Source organism: Streptomyces sp. GL_148 (assembly GCF_057834205.1).
The window spans coordinates 6,610,111-6,628,983 of sequence record NZ_CM174396.1; the positions used below are offsets into that span (position 1 = coordinate 6,610,111).

The following is an 18,873-nucleotide window of genomic DNA, read 5'->3' on the forward strand; positions in this document are numbered from 1 at the left end:
GGCGCTCTCGCGCCTGAGGCACGGCAATGGTGTGCAACCAGTTGCCCCACACAGCAGTTGCCCCATACCGAAGGAACGTCCGTGTCCACTGGTACTCGCCGCCCCGCCGGCGGCCCGCCCGCGGTCGAACGCCCGGCACCTTCCCGGGTCGTCGCGCAGGTCCGGCGGCGCCGGATCGTGGGTCTGGCCGTCGTCCTCGCGGTCCTCGTGGCCGCGGCGCTGGTGTCCCTCGCCGTCGGTGCGCGGGCGCTCAGCCCCGCCGAGGCGTGGCACGGGCTCTTCGCGGATCCGGACCCCGACCAGAAGCTCTCCGAAGCCAGGCTCATCATGCGGACCGTACGGGTGCCCCGTACGGTCCTCGCGGTCGTGGCGGGCATCGCCCTGGGCGTCGGCGGGGCGCTGATCCAGGGATATACGCGCAACCCCATCGCGGACACCGGCCTGCTCGGGGTGAACACCGGCGCCTCGTTCGCCGTGGTGTCGGCGATCGCCCTGCTCGGGCTCACCGACCCGTTCGAGTACGTCTGGTTCGCCTTCCTCGGCGCCGCGCTCGCCGGCGTCGTCGTGTTCGGGCTGTCGAGCATCGGCCGGGGCGCGGGCAATCCGCTGACGCTCGCTCTGGCCGGGCAGGGGGTCACGGTGTTCCTGATGGCGATGACGACGGCGGTCGCGCTGTCGGACAAGGCGGCGCTGAACGCCCTGCGGTTCTGGAACGCCGGATCGGTGGCCGGCGTCGGGTTCGACGTCATCTGGCCGGTGACCGCCTTCATCGCGGTCGGGCTGGTGCCGGCGCTGGTCACCCTGCCCTCCGTCAACCTGCTGAACCTGGGCGACGACGTGGCGCGGGGACTGGGCGTGAACATCACGCTGATCCGCACCGTCGGCATCATCGCCATCACGCTGATGGCGGGCGCGGCCACGGCGGCCTGCGGCCCCATCGCCTTCCTCGGGCTCATGGTGGCGCACCTGGCGCGGTACCTGGCCGGGCCCGATTACCGCTGGCTGGTGCCGTACGCGGGCCTGCTCGGCGCGGTCGTCCTTCTGGTCTGCGACATCGTGGGACGCGTCGTGGTGCGGCCGGGAGAGCTGGACGCGGGCATCCTCGTCGCTCTCCTCGGCGCCCCGTTCTTCGCGGTCCTGGTGTGGCGGGGAAAGTTCAAGAGCGCATGAACGTGACAGTGGTGAAGCGGTCGGTGGCGCCGGGTGTGCGGCTCGGCGGCATGTCGTTCGTCTGGCGGCCCAGGATCGTGCTGGTCACGCTGCTGCTGACGGCGGCGGCCTTCCTGATGTTCTGCCTGTCCATAGCCGTGGGGGACTTCCCCATCGGCCTGCGGCAGGTGGTCGCCACCCTCTTCGGCGGGGGCGAGCAGGTCGACCAGTTCGTGATCATGGACCTGCGCATGCCGCGGGCCCTGGCCGGGCTCGTCGTGGGCGTCGCACTGGGGATGTCCGGGGCGATCACCCAGTCCATCGCCCGCAATCCGCTGGCCAGTCCGGACATCCTCGGGATCACCGGAGGCGCCAGCGCGGTCGCGGTGTGCCTGGTGACGGTGTCGGGCGGGGCCACGGCCGCGGTCGTCAGCTCCGTGGGGCTGTCGGGGGCGGCGCTCGCGGGAGGCCTCGGCACGGGGCTGCTGGTGTACTTCCTGGCGTGGCGGCGCGGCGTCGACGGCTTCCGGCTCATCCTGATCGGCCTCTCCGTGGGCGCCGTGCTGGAGGCGATCACGACCTGGCTGCTGGTCACCGCCGACATCAGGGACGTGGCACGGGCCCAGGCGTGGCTGGTCGGCTCCCTGGACAACCGGTCGTGGGGCGAGGTGTGGGTGGCCCTCTGGGGCACGCTCGCGCTCGCGGCGGTCGTGGCGTGCGTGGCCTTCCAGTTCAAGCCGCTGCACTTCGGCGACGACGTGGCCGCCGGGCTCGGCGTCCGGTACGCGCTGGTACGGGCCGTCCTGCTGCTGTGCGCGGTGCTCCTGGCCGGCTTCGCGGTGAGCGCCGCGGGACCGGTCCCGTTCGTCGCCATGGTGGCGCCGCAGGTGGCGATCCGTCTGACGAAGTCCCCGACTCCGCCGTTGGTGGCGTCCGCCGTGGCGGGGGCGCTGCTGCTGCTCGGCTCGGACCTGGTCGCCCGTACGGTGCTGCCGATCAGCCTGCCGGTCGGCGTGGTCACCGCCGCGATCGGCGGCCCCTTCCTCATCTACCTCCTGGTGCGGGCGAATCGCCGCTAGGTGGCAGTAAGGTTAGGCAAGCCTAAATAGAGGGGGAGTCGTGGTCGCTCAGTCCATCACCGAGGTCCAGTCCGGGGCCGGGGGCGTCCCGCGGTTGGCGGCCAAGGCCGTCACGGTCGGGTACGGCGACCGGACCGTCATCGACGCGCTCGACGTGTCGATCCCGCAAGGGGTGGTGACCACGATCATCGGCCCCAACGGATGCGGCAAGTCCACCCTGTTGCGGACCCTGTCGCGGCTGCTCAAGCCGACCAGCGGTTCCGTCGTGCTCGACGGTGAGGACATCGCCCGGCTGCGGACCAGGGACGTGGCGAAGAAGCTCGGCCTGCTGCCCCAGGCGCCGGTCGCGCCGGAAGGCCTGACCGTGGCCGACCTGGTCGCCAGGGGCCGGCACCCGCACCAGAGCTGGCTGCGTCAGTGGTCCTCGGACGACGCCTCCGTCGTGGAGCGCGCGCTGGCCATGACGGGGGTGGCCGACCTGGCCGACCGTCCCGTCGACGCGCTCTCCGGGGGTCAGCGTCAACGCGTGTGGATATCGATGACCCTCGCTCAGGGCACCGATCTGCTGCTGCTCGACGAGCCCACCACCTATCTGGACCTGGCGCACGCCGTCGACGTGCTCGACCTGGTGGACGACCTGCACGAGTCGGGATGCACCGTGGTCATGGTGCTGCACGACCTCAATCTGGCCGCGCGCTACAGCGACAACCTGATCGTGATGAAGGCCGGTTCGATCCTGGCGCAGGGTCATCCGCGCGAGGTGCTGACCGCCGAGCTTCTGTACGAGGCATTCGGCCTGCGTGCCATGGTGATCGACGATCCGGTGGGGGACCGGCCGCTCGTCGTGCCGATCGGGCGGACCCACGTCCAGAGTGTGGGAAGCCAGAGTGCGGGCAGCTGAAACGAGTTAACTTAGGCTAGGCTTACCTCACTTCTATTGGTACGGTTTGCCTGCCCTAAGTGGGAGGCCGCAGTGGACAGCACGAAAGCAAGGGATCCCGCATGCTCCTCGACCGAACGACACGTATGAAGCCCTGGCGGCAGCTGGCGGCAACCGTGTCCGCCGCGGCCCTCGGCGTGGGCGTCCTCGCCGGCTGCGGTTCCGACTCGGCCGACAAGGACAAGAAGAAGGACGACAGCGCCAACGCCCCGGCCGCCACCGGTGCGTTCCCGGTCACCGTCGAGCACTTCTTCGGCTCCACCGAGGTCAAGAAGGCCCCCCAGCGGGTCGTCACCGTCGGCTACACCGACGACCAGAACGTCCTCGCGTTCGGCATCAAGCCGGTCGGCATGACCGACCAGTACCCGAACCCGGCCGGTCAGAGCCCCGACATCAACACCCAGTGGCCCTGGGTGAAGGACAAGTGGGGCGGGACCGAGCCCGAGGTCATCATGAACAACGGTGACACCGGCCCCAACTTCGAGAAGATCGCGTCCCTGCGCCCCGACCTGATCATCGCGGTCTACTCCGAGGTCGACCAGGCCGCCTACGACAAGCTGTCGAAGATCGCCCCGACGGTCGGCCGCACCAAGACCGAGAAGGAGCCCTTCAGCGCTCCGTGGCAGGACAACGCCCTCCAGATCGCCAAGGCGGTCGGCAAGGAGACCGAGGGCAAGGCGATGGTCCAGGGCATCCAGGACAAGCTCGCCACGGTCAAGAAGGCGCACCCCGAGTTCGCCACCCAGACGGCCGTCGCGGTGTCCTGGTACAAGGACGCGGTCAACCCCTTCACCACCACCGACGTGCGCGGCCAGCTCCTGACCGGCATGGGCTTCAAGGGCCAGACCGAGCTCGACAAGATCTCGGACGGCAAATTCTCCTTCGCGCTCTCCCCGGAGCGCATGGACCTCATCGACGTCGACCGCGTCTTCGTCGTCAACGACAAGGCCGACACGGACGCGCTGAAGAAGTTCGACCTCTTCGCCAACCTGAAGGTCACCAAGGCCAACAAGGTGTCCTACCTGCTCGACAGCGAGGGCCCCGCGGCCGGCGCGGCCATGTCGCAGGCCACCCTGCCCGCCCTGCCCTTCGCCATCGACGAGCTCGTCAAGTCGGTCGGCTAGGTGTGAGCACCACGGACACTCGGGTCGCCCCGGCAGCCCTGCGTACGACGACCGGACGTGAAGCAGCCCGATGGGTCGCGGCCAACTGCCGCACGATGCCCTGGCTGACGTCCGGCGCCGTACTCAGCACGGTCGCCGGGGCGGCTCTCCAGATGCTCCCCGTCCTGCTGCTCGGCCGGGTGGTCGACGCAGTGACCGGGGGTGAACCGCGTTCGGTCCTGGTCACGATCGGGGCGTGGATGGTGGCCGCCGCGCTCCTCGGCGCGGCGGCCGCCGCCCTGTCCGCCTACCTGATCGGGCGGCTCGGCGCCGACCTGCTCGCGCACCTGCGCGAAGGCGCCGTACGGGCCGTACTGGGCATGCCCAGTGCCCGGGTCGAGCAGGTGGGCCGCGGAGACGTGCTCTCCCGGGTCGGCGACGACGTCGCCGTCCTGTCCAAGGGCATCCGGTCGGCCATCCCCACGGTGTTCTCCGCGGGGGTCCTGGTGGCCATCGCCACCATCGGCATGTTCGGCCTCGACTGGCGGCTCGGTCTGGCCGGCGCCTGTGCGCTGCCGGCCTACGGGCTGGCCCTGCGCTGGTACCTGCCGCGGTCGGCCCCGCTCTACCGCAAGCGCGCGGTGGCCCAGGCCGAGCGCGCGCAGGCGCTGATCAGCGGGCTCGACGGCATCGAGACGGTACGGGCACACCGCCTGGAGGAGGCCTTCCGCGAGAAGGTCTCCGAGGATTCGCGGCGGGTGCGGGACCTCGGCATCGAGGTGTTCCACTTCTTCGGCCGGTTCGTCGGCCGGGAGAACCGCGCGGAGTTCATCGGTCTGTCGCTGATCCTGATCGTGGGCTACGTCCTGCTGGAGACCGGCTCCGCCAGTCTCGGCGAAGTGGCGGCGGCGCCGCTGGTGTTCCACCGCCTGTTCACCCCGCTGGGCGCGATCATGTTCACCTTCGACGAGGCCCAGAAGTCGGGCGCGAGTCTGACCCGGCTCGTCGGGGTGCTGGCGGAGCCCACGCAGGACCGGCTGGTGGGCGACGCATCCGCCGCGCCGGCGGACGAGGAGCCGTACCCGGTCACGGTGAAGGGGCTGACGTTCCGTTACTCCGGAGCCGAGGAGCCGGTCCTGAGCGATGTGAGCCTGACGATCCCGGCGGGCGGCTCGCTGGCCCTGGTGGGCGCGACGGGCGCCGGCAAGACGACCCTGGCCGCGCTCATCGCCGGCATCGGGACTCCGGAGGCCGGGTCGGTGCGGATCGGTTCGACCGACCTCGCCGATCTGGACGAGGCGGCGGCGAGGGTGCTGGTGAGCATCCTGACCCAGGAGACGCACGTGTTCTCCGGGCCGCTCGCCGACGACCTGCGACTGGCCGCGCCGGAGGCGACCGACGCCGAACTGCTGGCCGCGCTGGGCACCGTAGGCGCGGCCGAGTGGGTCGAGGCGCTGCCCGAGGGGCTGGACACCGCGGTCGGCGAGGGTGGTGCGCGCCTGGACGGCACCAGGGTCGCCCAAGTCGCCCTGGCCCGGCTGGTGCTGGGCCGGGCACCGGTGGTCGTGCTCGACGAGTCGACCGCGGAGGCGGGCAGCGAGGGCGCCGCCGAGCTGGAACGGGCCGTACTGGCCGCCTGCGCCGGCCGGACCACGCTGTTCGTGGCACACCGGCTGACCCAGGCGGTGGCGGCCGACCGGATCGCCGTGCTGGATGCCGGCCGCGTCGTGGAGCAGGGCACGCACGAGGAGTTGGTGGCCCTGGGCGGCCGCTACGCGCGACTCTGGCGGGCCTGGAGAGACGCTAGTTAGGTCACCCTAATTTAGGTTAGGCTAGCCTTCCCACCTTGGAAGGGTGTTGAGTCTTCACATGATGGAACCGAGCGCTCGTCTCGTGCTGATCTCTCCCACGCGCCTGGCAGACGTGCGCCGGCGTACCGGCGGATACTCCGACCGGACCATCGCCGAGGCCTGTGCCATCGGACTGTCGTACTGGGCGACGGGCGAGAGCCCCGACGGAATCGACCTGGACTCCGGCACCCTCTTCGCGGACGTCCTCGGATGGGTCGACAACGGCGGGACGGCGCCCGGAGGTTGGGAGACCGGCGAGGCCGCCCCCGACGGCTGGGCCATCGCGGTCCCCGGGAACGTCCCGCAGTCCGACGCGCAGCGCGCGCTGGACGACCTGGCGGACTTCCCCGACCGGCCCCTCGGCACCATCAGCCCGTCCAGCGTGGCGGAGCGACTCACGACCCTGGCCGAGTGGAACGACAACGCGGCGGACCGGGTCCGGCCGACCCTCGTGGAGATGTTCCGCGAGCAGGCGAGGCTCCGGCCCGACGCGGTCGCCATCATCGACGAACACCGCTCGCTGACCTACCGCCAGGCGGCGGAGCTGTCCGCGCAGCTGGCCCACCACCTGATCGGCCGCGGACTCGGCTCCGAGCAGGTCGTGGGCATCTCGCTGGGCCGCTCCGCCGACATGGTCATCGGCCTGCTCGGCGTGCTCCAGGCAGGCTGCGCCTTCGTCCCGCTCGACCCGCAGTGGCCCGCCGCGCGCCGCGCCGTCGTCATCGACGACGCGCGGGTCGTGCTGCAGCTGAACGACTCCGGCGAGCACGACCCCGCGGAGCCGGCCGCCGTCTCCGTTGACCTCGACGACTGGCGGTACGCCGACCACTCCGCCGAAGGCACCGGAATCACCGCGCACGGCAACTCCCTGGCCTACGTGATCTTCACGTCCGGCTCGACCGGCCGCCCCAAGGGCGCGATGATCCGGCACGAGGCGATCAGCGAGCGCCTGCTCTGGCAGGTCAACGAGATCCTGGGCTTCGGCCACGACGACGCCTCGCTGTTCAAGGCGCCCCTGTCCTTCGACATATCCATCAACGAGATCTTCCTCCCGCTGGTGTGCGGCGGCCGGCTCGTGGTCCTGCGGCCCGGCGGCGAACGCGACCCGCACCACCTGCTCGGCGTGATCGCCGAGCACCGCGTCACCTTCACCTACCTCGTCTCCTCCATGCTGGACGTCCTGCTGGAGATCGCCGGCGACTCCGACCGCCTCGACAGCATGCGCCACGTCTGGTGCGGCGGCGAGGTGCTCACCCCCGAGCTGTACGAGCGCTACCGCACCCGGCTCGACATCCCGATGTACCACGGCTACGGCCCGGCCGAGACGACCATCGGCGTCTCCCACGTCATCTACCGGGGCGAGGCGGAACGCCTGTCGACCTCGATCGGCAAGGCCAACCCCAGCACCCAGCTGTACGTCCTCGACGACGAGCTGCGCCCCGTCCCGGTCGGCGTCGGCGGCGAGCTCTACGTCGGCGGCTTCCTCTTGGGCCGCGGCTACGTGAACGCACCCGGACTGACCGCCTCCCGCTTCGTGGCGAACCCCTTCGCCGGCGACGGCTCCCGCCTCTACCGCACCGGTGACCTCGCCCGGTTCGCCCCCGACGGCTCGCTGGACTTCCTCGGCCGGGCCGACAACCAGGTCAAGGTCCGCGGCATGCGCCTCGAGCTGGAGGACGTGGAGGCCGGCCTGGCCGAGCACCCCGCGGTACGGCACACCTGCGTCATCGCGAAGAAGAACAGCGCGGGCGGCACCTACCTCGTGGGATACGTGATCCCGGCCGCGGGAGTTACGGAACTGCGGGCCGACGAGGTCAAGGCCTGGGCCACCGAGCACATGGTCGAGTACATGGTGCCCGCCCACATCGTCGTGATGACCGAGTTCCCGCTCACCGCGAACGGCAAGCTCGACCGGCGCGCCCTGCCCGAACCCGAGGTCGTGACCGGCACGTATCTCCGGCCCTCGACCGACGAGGAGCGCACGGTCTGTGCGGCTGTCGCCTCCGTGCTGCGCCTGGAGGAAGTCGGCGTCGACCAGGACTTCTTCCAGCTCGGCGGAGACAGCATCCTCGCCATCTCGCTGCTGAGCGCACTGCGCGCGGCGGGCCTCTACGTCACCGCGGGCCAGATCTTCGCCAACAGCGTCCTGGGCGCCCTGGCGGCGGTGGCCGGCCGCGAGGACGCGGCCCGGGTGGACCACGCCGACGTGGCGACCGGTCCCGTACCGGGCTCGCCCATCGTGCAGTGGCTCGGCCGGACCACGGACGCCGTCGACGGCTTCGTCCAGGCGGTCGTACTGAACACCCCGGCGGACCTCACCGCCGACGCCCTCGGGCCGATCCTCGACTCCGTCGTCACCCGGCACGACATGCTGCGCGCCCGGCTCGTCCGCGGGGGCCGCTGGAGCTTCGACATCCCGGTGGCCGCCGCAGCCACCGCCGACTGGCAGGAGAGCGACGGGCCGCTCGACGCGTGCGTGGCCCTCGCAACCGTCGGACTGGACCCGGACAACGGCGTGATGCTGCGGGCCGTCTGGCGCCGCGAGGCCCGCCAACTGGTCCTGGTCGCCCACCACGTGGTCGTCGACGGCGTGTCCTGGCGGGTCCTGATGGAGGACCTGGCCACGGCATGGCGCCAGTTCACCGCCGTGGAGGAGATCGAACTCCCCGCGGTGGGCACCTCGTTCCGACGCTGGACCCAACTCCTGGCAAACGCCGACTTCGACGCGGACCGCACCTACTTCGAGCGCCCCCTGCCGGGCCCCGACGCGCCGCTCGGCCGGCGGGCCCCGTCCGAAGCCGACACGGTCGAGCGGGAGCGGACCCGGGTCTTCACCGTCGGCTCCGAGGCCACGGCCGCACTGCTGGGCGAGATCCCCGCGAAGTTCCACGCGGGCGTCAACGACGTCCTGCTGACCGCGCTCGCCGTCTCCCTCGCCCGCTGGCGCCGCGGCCGCGGCCAGGAGCAGACCTTCGCGCACATCGAGCTGGAGGGCCACGGCCGCGAAGGACGCCACGTGGCGGGCGCCGCCGGCATGGAGGCGGAGCTGTCGCGCACCGTCGGCTGGTTCACGACGCTGTTCCCGGTGACCGTGGACCCCGGCACGACCGGCGACTTCACCGACCCCCGGTACCTCGCCGCCGCGCTCAAGGCGGTCAAGGAAGACCTCGCCCGCGTACCGAGCAACGGCGTCTCCTACGGCGCCCTGCGCTACCTGGCCGACGCCGCCTTCACGGCCCCGGCACCCCAGGTCCTCTTCAACTACCTGGGCCGCTTCGACGCGGGCGCGTCGGGGGACTGGCAGCTCTCCGGAGCCACCGGGCAGCTCGGCGAGAAGCGCGACCCGAGGATGCGCCTGCCGCGCGCCCTGGAGTTCAACGCGATCGCCGAACCCTCCGCCCACGGCGAGTACGAACTCGTCACCACCGTCTCCTGGCCCGACGGGATGTTCACCGACGAGGACATCGAGGCGATCGGCGGCCACTTCCAGGCGGCCCTCACCGCCCTGGCCGCGCTCGACGAGGGCGGCCACTCGCCCAGCGACTTCCCGCTGGTACGGCTGACCCAGGCCGACGTCGACGCCCTGGACGGACCCGCGCTGCGCGCGATCCTCCCGCTGACCCCGCTGCAGGAAGGCCTGTACTTCCACTCGGTCTTCGACGACGACTCCGCGGGCAGCTACGTCGAACAGCAGCTGCTCACGCTGGAGGGCGAGCTCGACCCCGCCCGCCTCGCGGCCGCGGCCACCCGGCTGCTCACCCTGTACCCGAACCTGGCCGCGCGGTTCACGGCCCTCGCCGACGGCCGCGTCGTCTCCGTACTGGAAACCGGCGCCGAGGCGCCCTTCACCACCCTGGAGCGGCCCGGCATCACCGATGAGCAGCTCCACGAACACGCGGAGCGGGACCGCCGCGCCGGATTCGACCTGGCCACCGGCCCGCTGATGCGGTTCACGCTGGTCCGCGACCCCGAATCCGGCCGCAACGTCCTGGTCCAGACCGTCCACCACATCATCGCCGACGGCTGGTCGGTGCCCCCGATGCTGCGCGCCCTGCTCGCCGAATACCACGCGCCGGGGAGCACCTACCCGCTGAGCGGCTTCCCCGACTACGTCGGCTGGCTCGCGGAGCGCGACGCCGACGAGAGCGACCGCGTGTGGGGCGCCGAACTCGCCGAGCTGCCCGGCCCCTCGCTGGTGGCCAAGGAGCACACCCCGTCCGACCGGTTCGCCGACACCTCCGTCGAACCGGGGCTCGACATCGACGCCGCCGCCCGGACGGCCGGCGTACCGCTGAGCGTGGCCGTGCACAGCGCCTGGGCGGTGACCCTGGGCGGGATCCTGCACTCCGCCGACGTGGTCTTCGGTTCCACGGTCTCCGGCCGCGACGCGGACGTCCCCGGCATCGAGGACATGGTCGGCCTGTTCATCAACACCGTCCCGCTGCGCGCGCGGTGGGCCGCCGGCACCACGGCGCACGAACTGCTCACCTCCGTACGCGAGCACCAGGGCGCGGTCCTGCCGCACCAGCACGTCTCGCTGGCCCGGATCGGCCGGCTGGCCGGCGTCGGCTCCCTCTTCGACACCCTCGTGGTGTTCGACGTGGCCACCGACGTCGCCGCCCTGCGCCGTACCGGCGACACGCTCGCCGTCACCGGCCTCGTCAACGAGGGAGCTCCGCACTACCCGCTGACCCTCGTCGTGGAGCGGGCCCTCGACGGGCGCCCGCGCTTCAACCTGATCTACGACGGCGAACTGCTCCGCGAGAGCAGCGCCCGGGACATCCTGAACCGGTTCACGCACACCCTCACCGGCCTGCTCACCCGGCCGGACGCCCCGGTCGGCGACCTGGCGCCCGAGGGAAGCAGGAGCCCCGCACGGATCACCCCGACCACCCTCGGCGCACTCTTCGACGCCGCGGCGGAGAGGGACCCGGCGGCGACCGCCGTCACTCAGTGCGCGCTCGACGGCACCACCCGCTCGCTGACCTACGGCGAACTCGCCGACGCGAAGAACGAACTGGCCGCCGCCCTGCGCGCGGCCGGGGTCCGGCCGGGCCGGCGCGTGGCCGTGGCCGTCCCGCGCACCATCGAGCAGGTCGTCGCCCTGGTCGCGATCGTCAGCGCGGGCGGTGCCTACGTACCGCTCGACATGGCCTACCCCGACGAGCGGCTGGAGTACGTCCTCGGCGACGCCGCCCCGCAGGCCGTCCTCGTGGACCCCGGTCAGCGCGAACGCTTCACGGCCCTGCTGGAGCGGGCGGGAGTCGCCGCACGCGTCCTCGTACAGGGCGACGAGCCGGCGCAGGAGGACGCTGCCGAGGAAGCTGCTCCGGCGGACGGGGTCAGCTGGCACGACCCCGCGTACGTGATCTACACCTCCGGTTCGACCGGCAAGCCCAAGGGCGTCGTCGTCCCGCACTCCAGCGTGGTGGCGCTGCTCGCCAACACCCGGCCCGACATGGGCTTCGGCCCCGACGACGTCTGGGTCCAGTTCCACTCCTACTCCTTCGACTTCGCGGTCTGGGAGCTGTGGGGAGCCCTGGCGCACGGCGGCGAGCTGCTCGTGCCCGACTACGGGCTGACCCGCTCCCCGGTCGACTTCCACCGGCTGGTCCGCGAGCGCGGAGTGACCGTGCTCAACCAGACGCCCTCGGCCTTCTACCAGTTCGTCGAGGCCGACCGGCACGCCGCCGAGCCGCTCCCCGCGCTGCGCCGCGTCATCTTCGGCGGCGAGGCACTCGACCTCGGGCGCCTGCGCGGCTGGATCGAGCGCCACGGCGTGGCTTCGCCCGAGCTCGTCAACATGTACGGGATCACCGAGACGACGGTCCACGTGACCCACCGGGTGCTGACCGACGAGGACTTCGCCTTCGGCGACGACGTGAGCCCCATCGGTGGACCCATCCCGGGCCTGACCACCTACCTGCTCGACGACCGGCTCCGGCCGGTGCCGCCGGGTCAGGTGGGCGCCATCTACGTGGCCGGCGACCAGGTGTCCCTCGGCTACCTCGGGCGGCCGGGCCTGACCGCGGGCCGGTTCGTGGCGAACCCGTTCGCGAGCGACGGCTCCCGGATGTACTACACGGGCGACCTCGCCGTCCGCACCCTCGACGGGGAGCTGGAGTTCACCGGCCGCGCCGACGACCAGGTCCAGCTCAAGGGCTTCCGCATCGAGCTGGGCGAGGTCGAGTCCGCGCTGCGGGACCTCGACGGCGTGATCGACGTGGCCGTCACCGTGGCCGACAGCGGCGACCACCTGGTCGCGCACGTCGTGGGCCGGGTGCCCGGCGACCTGTCCGTCCTCCTGGCCGAGAAGCTGCCCGTGCACATGGTGCCGGGCCGGGTCCTGCCCGTGGACGCCGCCCTGCCCCTGACCGTCAACGGCAAGCTGGACCGCAAGGCCCTGATCGCGGCGGCCGCGCAGGACGACACCCCGGTGGCCGGCGGCGCGGGCGACGGATCGCAGCTCGCCTCGCTGATCGGCATCTTCGCCGACACCCTGTCCCACCCGGACGCCGACGCCGACACCGACTTCTTCGCAGCCGGCGGCGACAGCATCGTCGCCATCACCGTGGTCAACCGCGCCCGGGCGCTCGGCCTGCCGATCGCACCCCGCGACGTGTTCCTCCTGAAGACACCGCGCGCGCTCGCAGAGCTCCTGGGCACGCGTGCGCCGCAGACTCACGTCCCCGCCGCGGCGCCCGCGCGCCGCGAGGACGGCCCGCTGGCGCCCACGCCGATCATCCTGCGCCAGCGCGAACTGGGCGGCTCCCTCGCCCGGTTCGCCCAGGCCCGGACCGTGGAGGTGGCCGAAGGCACCGCCTTCGCCGACATCGAGCGCGCCGCGAACGCCGTACTGGCCGCCCACGCGGCCCTGCGGATGCGCCTGAACACCGGGCACGGCGTGTGGACCCTGCGCACCGAACCCGCCCGCGAGGCCACCGTCGTCCGCGCGGACACGGCCGACGCCATGGCCGCCGCGAACGAGGCCGCCGGACGGCTCGACCCCGAGACCGGGGAGGTCGCCGCCTTCACCTGGCTCGCGGCGACGGGCACCCTGGTGGTCACCGTGCACCACATCGCGGTCGACTCGGTGTCCTGGCTGATCCTGCTGGACGACCTGGCCGCCGCCCTGCGCGGGGAGACCCTCGCACCGGCGACCACCTCCTACGCCGAGTACGCCGACGCGCTGACCCTGCGGTCCGCCGCCGGCGCCGACGACCTCGGGCACTGGGTCGACACCCTCCAGGCGCCCCCGCTGCTGCCCGCGTCCGGCGCGCTGCGCGACACCACCGTGGTCCTCGGCCCCGAGGCCAGCGACCGGGTGACGCGCACCGCCCCCGCAGCGCTCGGCGTCGCCCTCACCGAGCTGCTGTGCGGCGCCCTGCGCACCGCCCTGACGCGGATCCAGCCGACGCCCACCGATCTCGCGATCGAGCTGGAGCGGCACGGCCGGGTGTCCGTGGAGGAGCACCACGACTACACCCGTACGGTCGGCTGGTTCACGGCCATCGCCCCCGTCCGGCTCACCGCGCACACCGACCCGGTCGCGGCGGCCCGCGAGCTCGCGGAGCGCCAGCCCGACGAGTCCGGGCACCTCGCCTACGGCCGGCTGCGCTACCTCAACCCGCAGACGGCCCCGCTGCTGACCGCCCGCCCGCAGGTGCTCTTCAACTACCTCGGCCGGGGCAGTGAGTCCCAGGCGCTGCACATCACCGCAGGCGACCAGGGCAGCCCGTACGCCGTCGAGGTCAACGCCTGGACCGACGCGGCCACCGGCAGCCTGCACGCGGACTTCACCCTCGCCGAGGAGATCCCCGACGAGATCACCGCGCACTGGCTGCACGCCCTGGAAGCCCTCGCGGAAGCCTCCGTGACGGCCGAGCGCACGGCGCCGGTCACCGCGCTCCAGCGGGGCCTGTTCTTCCAGGCCCAGCTGGCCGGCACGGCCGGACACTACGTCGCGCAGAGCTACTTCGCCCTCGACCACCGCCTCGACACCGACGCGCTGACCGAGGCCATGGCCGTCGTCATGGCCCGGCACCCGGTCGTCGGCGCCGGCTTCACCACCGACGACGACGGCAACCCGGTCCAGATCCTCACGGCGGGCCGCCGGGTCGGCGTCCACACGGTCGAGCTGTCGACCGACGAGGAAGTCGAAGCCCTGCGCGTCCGGGACCGCAACACCGGCTTCGACCCGGCCGAGCCGCCGCTGATCCGGCTGACCGTGATCCGGCTCCCCGACGGCCGCGACGGCCTGCTCCTCAGCTACCACCTGCTGCTGTGGGACGGCTGGTCCCGCGCGATCGTGCTCCGCGACCTCTTCGAGGCCTACCGGGCCCTGCTCGCCGGTGAGCAGCCGTCCCGGGCCCCGGCCGTGCCGGGCTTCGAGGACCACGCCCGCGCTCTCGCCGCCAAGGACCCGGCGCTCTCGGAGCGGTTCTGGGCCGAGCACCTGACCGGGCTCTTCGGCCCGACGCTGCTCGCCGGACCCGCGCCGTCCCTCTCGGACGACCTGCCGCCCGCCCTGCTCCACACGCTCTCCGCGGAACAGTCGCAGCTGCTGCGGGACACGGCCAAGGCGCACGGGGTCACCCTGAACTCGGTCCTCACCGGAGCCTTCGGCCTGCTGCTCGGCGCCCACACCGGCCGCAGCGACGCCGTGTTCGGCGTGACCGTCTCCGGCCGCGACGGCGAGGGCCTGTCCGACCTCGTCGGCGTGCTGCTCAACACCGTTCCCATGTGGACGAGGGCCAGGGCGCAGGACACGGTCGGAGAGTACCTGGCCTCCGTACAGGCGGCCCGGGTCGACGCGATGGACCACGAGCACCTGGGGCTCGGCGAGATCCAGCGGGCCAGCGGCCACGACACCCTCTTCGACAACCTGTTCGTGCTCCAGAACTTCCTGGACCTGGACGGGCTCGCCGAGATGAACGCCCGCCACGGCATCACCGAGGTGAAGTCGGAAGACTCCACCCACTACCCGTTCACCTGGGTCGTCACGCCCGGCGACCGGCTCACGGTCAAGCTGGAGCACCGCCACGGCGACTCCGACAGCGCCCGTCGCCTCCTCGACGACTACGTCGGCCTGCTCCAGGACCTGGCCCGGTCCACCGGACCGGTGGGCGCGCTGCCCGGCCTCGGGCCGGTCCCCGCGCCGGCCGACCGCACGGACATCGGCACCGACACGGTGGTCGACCGCTTCGACCGGGCGGCGGACAGCGCACCCGAGCGGGTCGCGCTCGTCGCACACGGCCGGAGCATGACCTTCGCCGAACTCCGTGACCGCAGCCGCCTGCTGGCGGGCGTGCTCGCCGGGCGCGGCATCGGCCCGGAGAAGACGGTGGGCCTGGCGATCCCGCGCACGCCGGACTGGATCGTCGCGCTGTTCGCCGTACTGCGCACCGGAGCCGCGTACGTACCGCTGGAGCTGGACCACCCGGACGAGCGGATCGCCACGATCGTCGCGGACGCCCGGCCCGAGGTGATCCTCACCGTCAGCGCCGTCTCGCCCCGGCTGACCGGCGACCTGATCGAGCCCGGCGACCTGATCGAGCTGGACCGGCCCCTTCCGCAGGCCGAGCCGCAGGTCACGTTCGCGCCGGACGACCCGAACCGGCTGCGCCACCCCGCGTACACGATCTACACCTCCGGTTCGACGGGCAAGCCCAAGGGCGTCGTGACGGAGTACGCCGGACTCACCAACATGCTGATCAACCACCAGCGCCGCATCTTCGAACCGGTGCTGGCGGAGCACGGCAACCGGATCTTCCGCATCGCGCACACCGTGTCCTTCGCCTTCGACATGTCGTGGGAGGAACTGCTCTGGCTCGCCGACGGCCACGAGGTGCACATCTGCGACGAGGAACTGCGCCGCGACGCACCCGGCCTGGTCGACTACTGCCGTGAGCACGGGATCGACGTCATCAACGTGACCCCGACCTACGCGCAGCAGCTGGCGGCCGAAGGCCTGCTCGACAACCCGGACCGGCGCCCCGCGCTGGTGCTCCTGGGCGGCGAGGCGGTCACCCCGACCCTGTGGCAGCGGCTCGCCGAGACCGAGGGGACCGTCGGCTACAACCTGTACGGACCCACCGAATACACCATCAACACCCTGGGCGTCGGCACCTTCGAGTGCCAGGACCCGGTGGTGGGCGTGGCCATCGACAACACCGAGGTGTTCGTCCTGGACCCGTGGCTGCGGCCGCTGCCGGACGGGGTTCCCGGTGAGCTCTACGTCAGCGGCATCGGCATCGCCCGCGGGTACCTGGGCCAGCCGGCCCAGACCGCGCACCGGTTCGTCGCCTCCCCGTTCGGGGCGCCCGGCGAGCGGATGTACCGTACCGGCGACCTGGTGGTCCGCCGGCCGGACGGGAACCTGATGTACCTCGGCCGCACCGACCAGCAGGTCAAGATCCGGGGCCACCGCGTGGAGCTGGGGGAGGTGGAGGCCGCTTTCGCCGCACACCCGGCGGTACGGTTCACCGCCGCGGTCGCCCAGCCCGATCCGCAGGTCGACGGCGCCTACCGGCTGGCCGCGTACCTCGTACTGGCGGCCGGATCCGACCTGGCGGCGGTCGCCGCCGAGGTGGGCGCCGGACTGCCCGACTACCTGCGCCCGACGCACTACGCTCAGGTCGACGCCATCCCGCTCACGGTGAACGGGAAGGCCGACACCAAGGCCCTGCCCGAGCCCAAGCCGCTGGGAGCGCTGACCACTTCGGGCGAGCGCGGCCCGGAGACCGAGACCGAGGTCCTGGTCTGCGAGTTCTTCGCCGAAGCCCTGGACCTGGACGACGACGAGGTGAGCGCCGTGAGCGACTTCGTGTCCCTCGGAGGACACTCCATGCTGGCCGTACGCCTGGTCGGACTCCTGCGCCGTGAATTCGGCCCCACCCTCACCATCCGTGACCTGCTCACCCTGCGAACCCCCGAAGCGATTGCCCGGCACCTTGATGACAACTCCTGACGTCCACAGATCCCGCCGCGCGGGGTCCGACATCCTCCGGACCGCCATACGGCGCAATGTCGGCGCCATGGTCTGGGGCACCGTCCTCATGGGCCTGTACCAGGCGGGCGAGACGGCCTTCCCGATCGCGCTCGGCCTGATCGTCGACCACACGATGAGCGGCCGGAGCCCCGGGGCGCTCGCCCTCTCGATCGGCGCGCTGGCCGTGATCATCACGACTGTGTCGCTGTCGTGGCGGTTCGGGATGCGCATCCTGCAGAAGGCCAACACGACCGAGGCCCACCACTGGAGGGTGCGGGTCGCGTCCTGCGGCCTCCAGCCGGTGGCCCGGGACGTGGACCTGAAGTCCGGCGAGGTGCTCACCATCGCCACCGAGGACGCCGACCAGACCGCCGACATCGTCGAGGTCGTGCCGATGCTGATCAGCTCCTCGGTCGCGGTGCTGGTCGCGGCGGTCGCGCTGAGCCTGGCGGACCTGCGGCTCGGGCTGCTGGTCATGGTGGGGACGGCTCTGATCCTCTCGACCCTCAGCGTGATGTCGAAGCGGATCGGCAGCAGCACCCAGGAGCAGCAGGCCCGGGTGGCGCGGGCGGGTGCGAAGGTCGCCGACCTGATCACGGGCCTGCGCCCGCTGCACGGCTTCGGCGGCAACCACGCGGCGTTCCGGTCCTACCGGAAGGTCAGCACGGAGGCGAAGGAACAGGCGATCACCGTCGCCCGGGTGAACGGCGTCTACACGGGCACCGCGCTGGGGCTGAACGCGACGCTGGCCGCCTCGGTGACGCTGACCGCCGGCTGGCTGGCCTTCGACGGGCAGATCAGCATCGGTGAGCTCGTCATGGCCGTGGGCTTGGCGCAGTTCATTATGGAACCGCTCCGGCTGTTCTCGGACATGCCCAAGTACGTGATGATGGCGCGCGCTTCGGCGGAGCGGATGGCCCTGGTGCTGTCCGCCCCGCCGGAGGCGGCTCCGGGGACGGCCCGCCCGGCACCGGGCGGGGACCTGGAGATCGACTGCGTCCGGTACGAGTCCCTCCAGGGCCTGAAGTTCCGCGTCCCGGCCGGCCAGTTCACGGCGATCGCGGTCTACCAGCCGCGCGCGGCGGCCGAACTCGCCTCGATCCTGGCCGTGAACGTGCCTCCGGCCGCGTACGGCGGAGCGGTGCGGCTCGGCGGCCAGGACCTGTCGGAGCTGTCGGTCGAGGCGGTCCGCGAGATCATGCTGGTGAACCCGTACGACGGGGAGATCTTCGCGGGGACCCTCCGTACGAACATCGACCCGCCGGGCACCAGCCGGACCGTGCCCGAGGCCGTCGAGGCGTCCATGCTGACCGATGTCGTCGCCCTGCACCGGCAGGGACTCGACTACGAGGTCCGCGACCGCGGTTCGAACCTCTCCGGCGGGCAGCGCCAGCGGCTCTCCCTGGCCCGGGCGCTGGCCGCGGACTCCGACGTGCTCGTGCTGCGCGACCCGACCACGGCCGTGGACGCGGTCACCGAGCAGCTCGTCGCACGCAAGATCGCGGAGCTGCGCCGGGGCCGTACCACCGTGGTCATCACCAGCAGCCCGGCCCTGCTGGACGCCGCCGACCGGGTCCTGGTCCTGGACGACGGGGTGGTCACGGCCGAAGGGACGCACCGTCACTTGCTGGCCAGCGACCCGGCGTACAGCGCGGCGGTCACGCGGTGACTTCGTGAGCCGCTGAACAGATGGGGCCTGGTTGCCCGGCGATCCGCCGGGCAACCAGGCCCCATCGTTGTCAGGTCAGGCCGTCAGGCCGTC

7 protein-coding genes are annotated in these 18,873 nt (G+C 72.2%); all 7 read left to right on the forward strand.

The genetic code is table 11. The features are described from left to right. Nucleotides 1-81: 81 nt before the first annotated feature. The 7 genes from AC3IYI_RS30185 (at nucleotide 82) to AC3IYI_RS30215 (ending at nucleotide 18,780) form a co-directional block, all read left to right on the forward strand. Entirely contained in the window at nucleotides 82-1,170 is a 1,089-nt protein-coding gene (locus AC3IYI_RS30185) for a FecCD family ABC transporter permease (RefSeq protein WP_489406635.1), read from the forward strand. Beyond that, nucleotides 1,167-2,228, forward strand: a complete 1,062-nt coding sequence (locus AC3IYI_RS30190) for a FecCD family ABC transporter permease (RefSeq protein ID WP_489406636.1) — start codon at nucleotides 1,167-1,169, stop codon at nucleotides 2,226-2,228. The genes AC3IYI_RS30185 and AC3IYI_RS30190 overlap by 4 nt, the downstream gene beginning before the upstream one ends. A gap of 40 nt (nucleotides 2,229-2,268) precedes the next feature. Continuing rightward, nucleotides 2,269-3,129 carry an ABC transporter ATP-binding protein gene (locus AC3IYI_RS30195; protein ID WP_489406637.1) on the forward strand — a complete coding sequence of 287 codons (861 nt, stop codon included), beginning with the start codon at nucleotides 2,269-2,271 and terminating at the stop codon, nucleotides 3,127-3,129. A 101-nt stretch (nucleotides 3,130-3,230) separates the two neighbouring features. Continuing rightward, nucleotides 3,231-4,292, forward strand: coding sequence for an iron-siderophore ABC transporter substrate-binding protein (locus AC3IYI_RS30200; protein ID WP_489406638.1), 1,062 nt, complete (start codon nucleotides 3,231-3,233; stop codon nucleotides 4,290-4,292). A 2-nt stretch (nucleotides 4,293-4,294) separates the two neighbouring features. Then, on the forward strand, nucleotides 4,295-6,082 hold the full coding sequence (locus AC3IYI_RS30205) for an ABC transporter ATP-binding protein (RefSeq protein ID WP_489406639.1): 1,788 nt from the start codon (nucleotides 4,295-4,297) through the stop codon (nucleotides 6,080-6,082). A 58-nt stretch (nucleotides 6,083-6,140) separates the two neighbouring features. Then, nucleotides 6,141-17,090 (forward strand): non-ribosomal peptide synthetase, encoded by a 10,950-nt coding sequence (locus tag AC3IYI_RS30210; RefSeq protein ID WP_489406640.1) that lies wholly within the window; start codon nucleotides 6,141-6,143, stop codon nucleotides 17,088-17,090. Then, nucleotides 17,077-18,780 (forward strand): ABC transporter ATP-binding protein, encoded by a 1,704-nt coding sequence (locus AC3IYI_RS30215; RefSeq protein WP_489406641.1) that lies wholly within the window; start codon nucleotides 17,077-17,079, stop codon nucleotides 18,778-18,780. The genes AC3IYI_RS30210 and AC3IYI_RS30215 overlap by 14 nt, the downstream gene beginning before the upstream one ends. Nucleotides 18,781-18,873: the final 93 nt, after the last annotated feature.